Below are 12,392 nucleotides of genomic sequence, written 5' to 3' on the forward strand. Positions count from 1 at the left end.
TTAATAGACCCGACTTTAGTCTTGAACTAAGCGTGGAATTCCCGCGCCAACTTTCGAGCCGAGAACCCAGACGATGCGAGCAGGTCTTATCGTGGCCTTTTGGGCTGTGGCGGCGGTATTGATCATCTCGATCGTTGCTCTTCCGATCAGCATCCAGGCACACCTCGTGGCAGGCCTCACGGTCGTAGCCTGCATGATCATCCTGAAGTTCTTCCGCGCCCAGGGCATCTGGCGGCTGATCGCACTGGCTCTCGGCACCGCCATCGTCCTGCGCTATGTCTTCTGGCGCACCACCAGCACGATCCCGCCGATCACCGAGGTCGCGAGTTTCATTCCGGGATTCCTGCTTTATCTGGCCGAGATGTACAGCGTCATGATGCTGTTCCTGAGCCTGTTCGTGGTGTCGAGCCCCCTGAAATCCCGCAAAGCGCCCCAGATCGACCCTCAGAACCTGCCGAGCGTCGACGTCTTCGTCCCAAGCTACAACGAGGGCGCCGACCTGCTGGCAACGACCCTGGCCGCAGCGAAGGCCATGACTTACCCCGCGGACAAGGTCACGGTCTGGCTTCTGGACGACGGCGGCACGGACGAAAAGTGCAATTCGAGCAACGCCAAGGCCGCCCAGGAGGCCCGCGAGCGCCGCGCAGAGCTGCAGGCACTCTGCGACGTCATGGAGGTGAAATACCTGACCCGGGCGCGCAATCTGCACGCCAAGGCGGGCAATCTCAACAACGGCCTCGAGAATTCGACCGGCGATCTTGTCGCCGTCTTCGATGCCGACCATGCTCCCGCGCGCAGCTTCCTCATGGAGACCGTCGGCTATTTCACCAAGGACAAGAACCTGTTTCTGGTTCAGACGCCCCACTTCTTCATCAATCCCGACCCGCTGGAGCGCAATCTCGGCACGTTTCAGACCATGCCGTCGGAGAACGAGATGTTCTACGGCGTCATTCAGCGCGGCCTCGACAAGTGGGACGCGGCGTTCTTCTGCGGCTCGGCCGCCGTGCTCCGGCGCGAGGCCCTTCAGGAAACCAACGGCTTCAGCGGCGTCAGCATCACCGAGGATTGCGAGACTGCGCTCGAGCTCCATTCGCGCGGCTGGACGAGCGTCTACGTGGACAAGCCCCTGATCGCCGGCCTGCAGCCGGACAGCTTCGCAAGCTTCATCGGCCAGCGTTCCCGCTGGGCGCAAGGGATGATGCAGATCCTGCGCTACAAGTTTCCGCCCCTGAAGCGCGGCCTGAAGATCTCGCAGCGCCTGTGCTACATGTCGAGCAGCATGTTCTGGCTGTTCCCGTTCTCGCGGTTCTGCTTCCTCATTTCGCCGCTCTGCTATCTCTTCTTCTCGCTCGAGATCTTCACCGCATCGGGCGGCGAGTTCCTCGCCTACACGTTCACCTACATGATGGTGAACTTCATGATGCAGAACTATCTCTACGGCCGCTACCGCTGGCCGTGGATCTCGGATCTCTACGAATACATCCAGACGATTTACCTGCTGCCGGCCGTGCTTTCGGTGATCGCCAATCCCAGCAAGCCCACCTTCAAGGTCACGGCGAAGAACGAATCCATGGAGGAGAGCCGCGTCTCGGAGCTGGGAACGCCGTATTTCATCATTTTCGGCATCCTGATCCTCGGCGTCATTGCCACCGGAATCCGCGTCTGGGCGGAGCCCTACAAGGCGGATCTCACCCTCGTGACCGGCGCCTGGAACGTCCTCAACCTCATCATCGCAGGCTGCGCCCTGGGCGTGGTGTCCGAGCGGGCCACGAGGCGCCATAGCCATCGTGTCCGGGTCGAGCGCCCCTGCCGCTTCATCATGGGCGACGAGACCATCGACGCAGTCCTGAGGGACGTCTCGGTCGGAGGCGCAAGGGTTCACGTTCCACCGTCGGCCGAGCCGAAGCTGAAGAAGGGGACCTCCGGCACTCTCGAGTTCCAGCCCTTCTCCAGCCTTCCCGTCCAGCACCTGCCCATGGAGATCCGCAAGGTCGGCATGGACGAAAAGGGCCTGCTGCTCGGTTGCCGTTTCCTGATCGAGCAGCCGGGGCATCGCCGGATGATCGCCGATCTGGTCTTCGCGAATGCCGATCAGTGGAGCGAATTCCAGAAGAACCGACACCACGATATCGGTGTTCTCCGGGGAACGCTCTGGTTCTTCATGGTCGCGTTCTACCAGACGGGACGAGGCCTCTCCTACTTCTTCGGTCTGCAGAAGATCGGCGCCTCGAAGCCTTCGGCGCCGTCCGTCGCTTCGGCTGCCAAATAGAGGTCTATCGTGCGTCGGGTCCTGATCTTCTCTCTGCTGGCCATTCAGGCGCTTGGCGCGCAGAGCGCTGTTGCGCAGACGCCATTCAGCATGTCGCCCGGCGCACCAAGCACGCCTCCGGCAGCCCGGCCCGCACCACAACAGGAACCGACGCAGCAGGCCCCCTCCACCGCTCCCTTCGAGATGCGTCAGCAAGGTGCGCCCCCCTCGGACCCGGCCACGGCACAGTCGGCCCCTCCGGGTCAATCCGCACCTCCTCTCGGTGGGACGTCACCGTTCACCATTGCGCCTCAACGCCCGGCTCCGGCAGCGCCTCCGGCTCAGGCCGCCTCCCCCGCCCCTGCCAGATCGCCCGCCACGGGGGCCCGTAACGCGACGCGGATCGAGCGCCCCATTCTTCCCTTCGAGACGATCCGCCTGGAGGGCGAGACCGATGCACGGTCGTGGACCGTCCACCTCACCCAGGATGAGGCCTCCAGCGGCGCCAGCATCGCGCTCGGATACAAGAATGCCGTCGTGGTCATGCCCGAAGGCTCGCGCCTGCGGATTGCGATCAATGGCGAATCCGTCGTCGATGCGCCGATCTCGTCGCCCGACGACATCAAGCGCCTGACGGCTTCCATCCGTCCCGGCCTCCTGCGGGCGGGACAGAACATCGTCCGCATGGAAGCCTTCCAGCGCCACCGGACAGACTGCACGATCGATGCCACCTACGAGCTTTGGACCGATGTGGACTCGGCCTCCACGAAGCTCGTCTTCGCCGAAGGCGCCACCAAGACGCTGCGCGGCCTGGACGATCTGCCTGCCGTCGGCGTTGACAATGCGGGAGTGACGACGATCCGCGTGGTCGCCCCCAAGATCTACCGCCCCGAAATCCGTGACCGACTGCTGCGTCTCGTGCAGCTCGTCGCCCTGCGCGGACGCTATGCCCATCCGGTGATCCAGGTGGTGGAGTCGGATCCGGGCCCCTCCCCGATCGGCACGATCAAGGTGGCCTTGGGCCTTTCCAGCGAGTTGCGCGGCCTGGTCGCGGGCGTGCCGGATGCCGCCTCGATCCAGCCGCTGACGATGATGATGCAGGAGCCGGGCTCCCTGGGCTCGACCCTGGTGGTCTCCGGACCGACCTGGCAGGATCTCGATACCGCCATCGGCATCGTCGGAACCCGCGGCCTGGGTGTCTCCCAGACCGAGCGCGGCATGATCGACACCGCCTCATGGCAGTGGCCGGAAGTGCCGACCGCCTTCGGCGCCCAGAACTTCCGCTTCGCCGATCTCGGCGTCCCGACGCAGGAATTCTCCGGCCGGCGGTTCAAGGTAGGGTTTTCCATCAACCTGCCACCAGATTTCTACGCCACCGAGTATGGCGAGACCGTCCTGCATCTCGATGCGGCCTATACATCCGCCGTTAAGCCGGGCAGTCACGTCAATGTGTTCGTCAACGGCATGATCAGCACGCAGATGACGATCACCTCGCAAGGGGACATCGTCCGTCGGCATAACATCCGCGTACCGCTCAAGAACTTCAAATCCGGGCTCAACCACGTCACCATCGAGGCTGCGCTGCTGACGGACGCCGATGAGCGCTGCACTCCAGGCGAGACCCTTTCCGAGACGAAACGCTTCGTCCTGTTCGATACCACCACGCTCGAATTTCCGACCTATGGGCGCATCGGGCGCCTGCCGGATCTCGCGGTCCTGAGTTCGGGCCGCTTTCCGGACGAGGATCTTCCGACGACCGTGGTGCTGGCCCGGCCCGATCCGCTGAACTATTCCGCAGCCGGAACCCTGCTCGCCCGCATGGCGCGCAGCGCCGGCACGCCGGTGCGCGCGCAGTTTGCCAATGCAGCCTCGGCGGACGACGAATCGGTGCTCTTCATTGGCGCAGTCGATCAGATTCCCCCGGGCCTGCTCAATCGGGTGAAGGTGTCGGAGCATCTGCGCATGATCTGGCCGTCGACGCCGACCGCGGGCGACCGGCCTGGACAACAGGCCGCCAGCACGGATTTCAGCATCCCTGCGCCCCAGACTTCTCCGGACCGGATGACGGCCGCCTCGACCGACGAAGTCCGCAAGCGATGGTCGGAGACGTTCCAGAGACGCGGCGTTCTTCAACAGACGATCGGCACGGTGCAGGACTGGATGGAAAGGACCTTCAGCCTTTCCCTCAATTCCCTGTCGCTGAATGAACGCATCGATGCGCCCTATGAGCCGCCGCAGAGGGCGTCCCTGCTCCTGGCGCAGAGCCGCACCGAATCGTCCGGTGTCTGGACTCTCGTGACGGCCCGCTCGGACAAGGCGCTGGCGGATGAAACGGCCCGGCTGGCGAATCCGATAATCTGGTCCCAGATCGCGGGCCGCGCCGTCGCGCTCGATCCCAGGGAGATGAAGCTGCAGGTCGAGCCCATCAAGGAATACCGCTTCGTGCAGACGCAGCCCCCGTCCCTGTCGAACCTGCGCCTGGTTGCGGCGAACTGGATGTCGGCCAACATCCTTCCCTATGCTCTTCTCATGCTGGCGTGCTGTACCTTCCTGGGCGTCGCGACCTCGCTGCTCCTGAACCGCCTGGGACGCCGCTCATGACGATCCGGATGCTTCGGCCTCTCCCGCTTCTACCCGGGCTCCTTGCCGCCTTCTTCCTTCTCACGGCGCCAATGGCATCCTCCCAAACTCTCTCTGTTCAGCCCTTGAACATGATTGGCAGCATCTCCCAGGCAGACTGGGAGGCCTACCGCTCGCGGTTCGTGGAGGACAACGGACGCGTGGTCGATACCGCCAACGGCAATATCAGCCACAGCGAGGGTCAGGGATACGGACTGCTGCTCGCCCTGGCCGCCGCCGACAGGAGCTCCTTCGAGAAGATCTGGAATTTCACCTTCACGGAGCTCCTCATTCGGGATGATGGTCTGGCCGCCTGGAAGTGGGATCCGGCCTCGAAACCGCGGGTGACGGACCGCAACAATGCCACCGACGGCGACCTGCTCATCGCCTATGCCCTGGCCAAGGCCGGAGCGGCCTGGCAGGAGTCCCGCTACACGAATGCCGCGCAGAAGCTCGCGAAGGCCATCGGCAGGACCACGTTCAGCCGCAATGGACAATCCCTGACTCTCCTGCCGGGTGCCCATGGCTTCGGGGCGTCCGACCGTCCCGACGGCCCGGTGGTCAATCTCTCCTATTGGGTCTTCGAGGCTTTTCCGGTGATGGCGGCCCTGGCGCCCGAGTATGAATGGAACCGCGTCTGGCGAGACGGCGTGATGCTGCTGCAGCAGGCGACCTCGGGCCGCGTCAGGCTCCCGGCCGATTGGATCTCGCTTCACAACGGACTGCAGCCGCAACCGGCGGATGGCTTTCCTCCCGAGTTTGGTTACAACTCGTTAAGGATACCGCTTTACCTGTTGAGAGCAGGAATGACTGATATGGAGTGGCTCAGGGCTCTCAGACAGCGCTGGTCTGCGGAGAACAAAGGAGTTGCCGTGGTCAATGTGGTGACCGGACACGTCCGGGAGCGGCTGACCGACCAGGGCTACGCCATCCTGCCCGCTGCTTTGGCCTGTGCTCTCGATGGAACGCCTATTCCCGAGACGTTGAAGACCTTCGAGCCGACCCTCTACTATCCGTCGACCCTGTACCTTTTGGCGAAATCCGTGCTTGGTGAAAAATATCCGCAATGCGTCTCGTCGGCAGTGCCATAACGATTGCGGTTGCAATCCTGGGCTTCGCGGCCATCGCGCAGCAAACGGGCACCGGCACTAATCAGCCGCCCGCCGGATCGCCGCCAACCCCGACACCGCCTGCGAACGGGTCTCAGCCTCAGGTCGACGAATCCGCCCTGCGCTATTTCGCATCCCAAGGCGATACCCGCCGCGTGAATGCGGAAATCGCACGGTTGCGCGCGCTCTACCCCAACTGGACGCCGCCCAGCGACCTCTCGCAGCTCTCGGGCGCCGCAGCCGCTGCGCCGGACCCGCTCATCGAGCGTCTGTGGAATCTCTATCGCGAAGACCGGATCGCCGAGGTCCGCGCCGCCATCACGGAGCGCCAGACCTCCGACCCGAACTGGAAACCGCCGGAGGAGCTCGTCACGGCCCTCGACATGGTCGAGGCGCGCCGCCGCCTGACCAATGCGTCCGATACGGGCCAATGGCGAACGGTCCTGCAGGTGGCGACGGAAACCCCGGGTCTTCTGACCTGCACGAACGTGGACGTGATGTGGCGGGTGGCGGAGGCTTTTGCCCGGACGGACCAGCCGAACCGGACGCGGGACGTCTACACGTATCTCCTGCAGAACTGCGCCAATCCGGGCGAGCGTCTCGCCACCCTTCAGAAGGCGCTCACCCTGCTGCCTGAGCCGCAGGTCACCGCCCTGCTCCAATTCGAACGCAAGACCGGTGAAACCCCGGACGATTTCACGTCCATCCGGGACGAACTGGCCCGTCGCCGCGTCGAGCGCGCCTCCCTCGACAGCAAGATGACGGCCTCGGCCGAGGATCTCGCCGTCGTCGAGCGGATGGTCCAGAACACGAATGAAGCGGGCCCTGTGCTGATCCTCGGATGGTACAATTATCATCACGGCAATCCGGCGCGGGCGCTCGAACTGTTCAAGACGGCCCTCGACCGCGACGGCGGAACGAAGGCGGCGGAAGGCTATGCCATGGCGCTGCGTGCCCTCGAGCGCCTCGCGGATGCGGAAGCCTTTGCCTATGAATGGCGAGAACGCGCCCCTGAGAACATGAAGATCTATCTCGACGTGGCGACCGCGCTCCTCAGCCAGGATCCGCCGCCACGCCTCGAACCGCAGGTGCTTGCCCGGATCGTTCCCGTCGTCACCGCGCAACGCTTCTCGGATGCGGGCCAAGCGCTCGGCTGGTACTCCTACAACACGGAGCAGATCCGCACGGCGCGCGATTGGTTCCGCACGGCACTGACCTGGAAGGCCGACGACGAAGCCTCGGCCTATGGGCTCGCCCTGACCACCCAGCGCCTGAACGATCGGGCAGGCTTCAACGCCGTGGTCGCTCAGTGGCGCGGTCGCTCGCAGCGCATCGCCGAGCTGGCGGATGGCACCAACGCGGCTATCAGGCGTCAGCCTGCCGCCACGCCGGCCATTGTCGCACAGGTCCCCATGGCTCAGCCTGCCGAAAGCGCTCCCGTGCCGCTACAGCCTCGCCCGGCCTCCCGCCAAGTCACGGCGGAGCGTGTCGAGACCGAGCAGACGTTCGCCAGGACGGAAGCCAATGTGCGGAGCAGGCAGACCCAGGCCCGGTCCACTCTCGGGCGCAGCTGCGCCATGACGCGCAATCCGGCCGGGCTGTCCGGCGACAGCGCCCTCACCCGGGGCTGGTGCCTGATGGAGATCAACCGCCCCATGGAAGCCGTGGCAGCCTTCGATCAGGCCATCGCCACCGGCAGCAGCCGCACCCGCGAGGAAGCGGCCTACGGCAAGTCCCTTGCCTACCTGCGCAAGAACCTGACCTCCGAGGCGGCCATCGCGGCCGCGGAGGCGCCGCAGACCCGCGAGCGCCGGGTGGAACTCGGCGCCTCGATCCTGACGCAGCGGGCGCTGGCCGCCTACCGGGACGGGCGCTACGTGGAAACCCTCCTCGCCCTGACCGAGCGGGCCCGGCTCGTCCCGGAGCAGAACGATCTTCTGCTCATCCGCGGCTGGTCTTATGTCAAGCTCGGCCGCTACGACGATGCCGAGAAGGTTTTCCGCGCCGTTCAGCAGACGGGATATTCCGAGGAAGCCGCCGGCGGCTTGAACGCCATTCGCGAAATCACAGGCCAGATACGGTATTAGCGCCCGATTCCGGGGCGGTTGCCAGGGCCGGCCCTGCCCCTATCTAATGGCCGAATGGGCTTTTGCCCAGATCCGGTTTCTCCCCTCGATTCGACCTCATGGCCAGCTTGCAGATCATAGTGTTCGACGTGTGCGGCACCGCCTGTGCCCTGCACAGAAGCGCCGCGCGCGAATTTCTGCCCCTGCCCCATCTGTGGCGCCCCCCGGCGCTGCCTCGCCCGGTGGCGGGATTTTTCAACCTGGGCGGCCATGCGGTTCCGGTGCTTCGGCTCGATGTGCTGTTCGGCCTTCAGCGAACGGACGACGGCGCCGAGGCGAACCTCTACCGGCACCTGATCCTCATCGAACGGTTCAACACGTCCGGAACGACGGCGCTTCTCGTCGACAGGGTTCTCGATGTTGCGAGCGTGGCTCCGTCGCAGCTGTCACCCGTCAGCCAAGAGGGCACCTTGAACGGCTGCGTCGAGGCGGAGGTTACGTGGGGCGGACGGCTCGTCCACCTGCTCTCGGTCGAGCGCATTCTCCTTGCCGAAGAGCAGCAGGCTCTGACGGAACTCGGGCGCAAGGCGCAGAGCCGACTCAGCGAATGGGCGGTCGAGGCCTGATGGCCACACGTGCCATCGCTGTCCCGCTGATCGATGCCGGCTTTCCAGACCTGAAAAACCGCATCATCGAGCGCACCGGACATTTCTATTACCAGGATAAGGACGATCTGCTCTGGGAGCGGGTGCGCAAGCGCCTGCGGGCCACGGGCCTTGCCGGTTCGACGCAGTATCTGAACCTCCTGGACGATGCGATTTCGGGCCCGGCCGAATGGGGAAAGCTGGAAGCCGAGATCACCATCGGCGAGACCTTCTTCTTCCGCTATGTGGAGCAGTTTGCGGCCCTGCGCGAGACGATCCTGCCGGAGATCATCGACAGGAAGTGCAACACGCAGCGGCTGCGTATCTGGAGCGCCGGATGCTCGACCGGAGCAGAGCCCTACTCCCTAGCGATTCTCGTCAAGGAAATCCTCGGTGAGCGACTGGGCACATGGCGCGTCAGCATCGTCGGCACGGACATCAACGACAGCTTCCTCAGCATGGCCAGGCAGGCGCGGTTCGGGAAATGGGCGCTTCGCTCCATGCCGGCCATGGAGCGGGATCGCTATTTCCTAGATGCCGGAAAGGACCAGTGGCAGGTCAGGCCTGAATTCCGCTCCCTTGTCCGTTTCGAGAAGCATAATCTCCTGAGCCTTCTCGATGGCACTTCTCCCCTCGAGTTAACCGATTTCGACCTGATCCTCTGCCGTAACGTCCTGATCTATTTTCATCCGGACACCGTGGTCCGGATCGTCGAGGCCCTGCGCGACCGCCTCACGGAAGACGGGTGGATGCTGCTGGGACATGCGGAGCCCAATCCTGCCTTTTCCGCCATGATGCAGACCTTGAACCTGCCCGGGACCGTGGCCTATCGACCGGGCACGGGGACGACATCGGCGATCTCTCCCGTCGAGCAAGCCAGCTCCGTCCCCGCGCATTGGGTGCCGCTTCTTCCCCCACCGAAGCCTGTCGAGCCGGTCAAGTCACCGCGTCTCGCTCCGCCTGCAGCGAAACCGTCCCGGGCAGAGGCCCCCCGCTCTTCCCAAGCATCGGGCTCCTTGCTGGAGGAGGTCCGGGTGAGCGCCGATACGGGGGATTTCGCTGCGGCCGATGCTCTCTGCCGAAAGGCCCTGGTCGCCGAGCCTCTGAGCGCCGCCCTTCACTTTTACCATGGCCTCATCCTGCATGGTCTCAGACGGCCCGACGATGCCGAGAAAAGCTTCCTTAAGAGCATCTATCTCGATAAAAGCTTTGCCATGGCCCATTACCACCTTGGATTGCTGTTGCTCGCGGAAGGTCGCTCGACTCCCGGACGGCGCGCCCTGACCAATGCGGCCCGCATTGCAGCCGCAATGCCCGACGATGGCCCCCTCGACGAGGCCGACGGACTGACCGCCAGGGATCTGCGCAATCTCATTCGTATCCATCTCGAAGCGGCAACGCCGTCCAAGCGCAGGAGTTGATCGTGGCGAGATCTGCGCGCCGGAAGCTGAAACTGATGGAACGTGTCCGCGTCCGCTCCGCCGAGGAGCGCATGCAGCACATCCTCGACGAGCGCACGGAACGCCTCGCGGCGCGAAGGGACACGACAACGTCTCCGGCGGAAGCCCTTCTTCGCGCCTTGGTTTGCGGCACGGGCGGTGAGCGCTTCGGCCTCCCGGTCGAAACCGTGGCGGAGGTTCTGCCGCCCCAGAAATGCATGCCTGTTCCAGATGGGCCGCCGGCGCTGATCGGCCTGTTCGGTCGGGGCGGGCGACTGGTGAGCGTGATCGATCTCGCCCTTGCCCTGGGGCTCGAGCCGTCCTCTGCGGAAAATGAGAACCAGCACTTCGTCCTGCTGCGGCGAGAGCAGCCGCAGGTCGCGCTGAGGGTCGAGCGTGCCTATGCCGTCGAGGACATCCTCCCCCTGACCGGCGACGATGCGACCGGCTTCCGCAACGATGCAGTTACCGGATACGGCAAACTTCCATCCGGCCCTGACGGGCAGGACGAAACGCTCTCTCTTCTCGATACCGAGCGCCTTCTGCGCCCCTTCCTGCCAACATCTCTTGTTCCCGGAGTCTGACGTGACGATCTCGATCGCCAACCGCATTCTTCTCGGCTTCGCCGTCATCATCGCATTGATGGTCGGCCTTGGCGTCTATGCCATCAACCAGCTGGACGACGTCCGCCAGTCCACCGAGACGATCGTGACACGCGATCTGGCGCTGATGCGCCAGATCGAGGATCTCGGCGACCTGCAGAACAACATGCGGGGCCTGCGGGAGGAAATTCTCTCTCGCTTCTACCTGCGCTCCCTGGGCCAGCAGCAATCATCCGGAGAAGACCTGACCCGCGCCTGGGAACAGCAGGCCGTTGCGACCGAATCTGCGATGGCGCAGGCCATCGCGACGGTGAACGATTTCGTTACCCGATCGGTCACCGCGCAGAGAGCGGATGCCTGGCGGCGCATTGCCGAAATTTTCAACCGCGCCAGTGGAGATCTGCGCCAGATCCGCACCTTGACGGAGAGGCAGTTTGCCGCCGAGCAGAGCAATGACCTTGCAACCGTCGCCGCGACCCAGAACGGCCTCAATGCCAGCCGCGAGTCCTGGAACAGGAATCTCGTTCAATCCCGCAGCGTTCTGGGCGAGGCCATCACGATCGGGCAGCGGCGAATCGGCGAAGTCTATGAGCAGAGCCGGATGTCGATCATCCTGGCCGTAGCGGTTGCAGCGCTCCTGAGCGTCCTGATCACCTACGCTCTGCGCTCCTCCATCACCGGACCTCTCGGCAATTTCATGAGCTTCGTCGAGCGGGTCGGGCGCGGGGAACTCGGCGGCCAGAAGGCCGTAGCCGGCAAGGACGAGATCGGGCATCTCGGCGCGACGCTCAACACCATGGTCGACGGTCTGCGCCAGCTTGCGCAACAGAGCCGCGAGGCAACGGAAAACCTGAACGCTGCGGCGGCGGAAATCCGTGCATCGACCCAGGAACAGGCGGCCTCCGTCGAGGAACAACTGGCGGCCGTCCAGGAAACCGCCGCAACGGTCGACGAGATCACCCATTCGGGAACCCAGATCGGAAAGCGCGCGCAGGAGGTCATCGCATCCGCCCAAGCCGCGGCACAGACCAGCGTCTCGGGATTGCAGGCGGTCGAGGAAACGGCCCGCGCCATGGATGCCATTCGCGAACAGGCGGAAGCGGTGGCGGAGAACATCGTCGCCCTGAGTGAGAAGACGCAGGCCGTCGGCGAGATCATCACGTCCGTCAACGACATTTCCGAGCGCACGCATCTTCTTGCCCTCAACGCCGCCATCGAAGCGGCGGCGGCCGGCGAGAACGGGCGAAGCTTCGCGGTGGTGGCCTCCGAGATGAAGACTCTCGCCGACCAGGCGAAAGATGCGACGCTGCAGGTCCGCTCGATCCTGGGCGACATTCAGCGCGGCATCAATTCGTCCGTGATGCTGACGGAAGAGGCTGTGAAACGCGTTGCTGCCGGCAAGGAGCGCACCGACATCACTCAGCAGACCATCACGGGCATCTCCGGCCAGATCCAGGAAAGCGTCCAGACCTTCCAGCAGATCATCGCGTCGACCAACCAGCAGCAGCTCGGCATCGAGCAGGTGATGGGAGCCCTTCAGAACATCCGCCAGGCAAGTCAGCAGACGGCCGCAGGCACCCGCCAGCTCGATACGGCGGCGGCCAACCTGTCGTCCCTCGCGCAACAGCTTCTCGGCTTTGCCGAGCGCTACCGCCTGTAATCGGC

General features: G+C 64.4%; 8 protein-coding genes. All 8 read left to right on the plus strand.

Features of this window, described 5'->3' with window-relative positions; genetic code table 11:
* Positions 1-73: 73 nt before the first annotated feature.
* The 8 genes from bcsA (at position 74) to DDF70_RS01705 (ending at position 12,387) form a co-directional block, all read left to right on the plus strand.
* On the plus strand, positions 74-2,269 hold the full coding sequence (bcsA, locus tag DDF70_RS01670) for a UDP-forming cellulose synthase catalytic subunit (RefSeq protein ID WP_114943114.1): 2,196 nt from the start codon (positions 74-76) through the stop codon (positions 2,267-2,269).
* Positions 2,270-2,278: 9 nt separating this feature from the next.
* Positions 2,279-4,849 (plus strand): cellulose biosynthesis cyclic di-GMP-binding regulatory protein BcsB, encoded by a 2,571-nt coding sequence (locus tag DDF70_RS01675; protein WP_114943115.1) that lies wholly within the window; start codon positions 2,279-2,281, stop codon positions 4,847-4,849.
* A complete protein-coding gene (locus DDF70_RS01680) occupies positions 4,846-5,958 on the plus strand; it encodes a family 8 glycosyl hydrolase (RefSeq protein ID WP_425374039.1) in 1,113 nt (370 codons plus the stop codon). The genes DDF70_RS01675 and DDF70_RS01680 overlap by 4 nt, the downstream gene beginning before the upstream one ends.
* Positions 5,934-8,063, plus strand: coding sequence for a tetratricopeptide repeat protein (locus tag DDF70_RS01685; protein WP_114943116.1), 2,130 nt, complete (start codon positions 5,934-5,936; stop codon positions 8,061-8,063). The genes DDF70_RS01680 and DDF70_RS01685 overlap by 25 nt, the downstream gene beginning before the upstream one ends.
* Positions 8,064-8,161: 98 nt before the next feature.
* Positions 8,162-8,668, plus strand: coding sequence for a chemotaxis protein CheW (locus tag DDF70_RS01690; protein ID WP_114943117.1), 507 nt, complete (start codon positions 8,162-8,164; stop codon positions 8,666-8,668).
* Positions 8,668-10,107, plus strand: coding sequence for a CheR family methyltransferase (locus tag DDF70_RS01695; RefSeq protein ID WP_114943118.1), 1,440 nt, complete (start codon positions 8,668-8,670; stop codon positions 10,105-10,107). Before DDF70_RS01690 ends, DDF70_RS01695 begins: the two co-directional genes overlap by 1 nt.
* Before the next feature lie 2 nt (positions 10,108-10,109).
* Entirely contained in the window at positions 10,110-10,709 is a 600-nt protein-coding gene (locus tag DDF70_RS01700) for a chemotaxis protein CheW (protein WP_114943119.1), read from the plus strand.
* Between the two features lies 1 nt (position 10,710).
* Complete coding sequence (locus DDF70_RS01705; protein ID WP_170316012.1) at positions 10,711-12,387, plus strand: methyl-accepting chemotaxis protein; 1,677 nt, start codon at positions 10,711-10,713, stop codon at positions 12,385-12,387.
* The last annotated feature ends 5 nt before the right edge of the window (positions 12,388-12,392 follow it).

The sequence above is a fragment of the Microvirga calopogonii genome (assembly GCF_003347665.1).
Lineage (GTDB): Bacteria > Pseudomonadota > Alphaproteobacteria > Rhizobiales > Beijerinckiaceae > Microvirga > Microvirga calopogonii.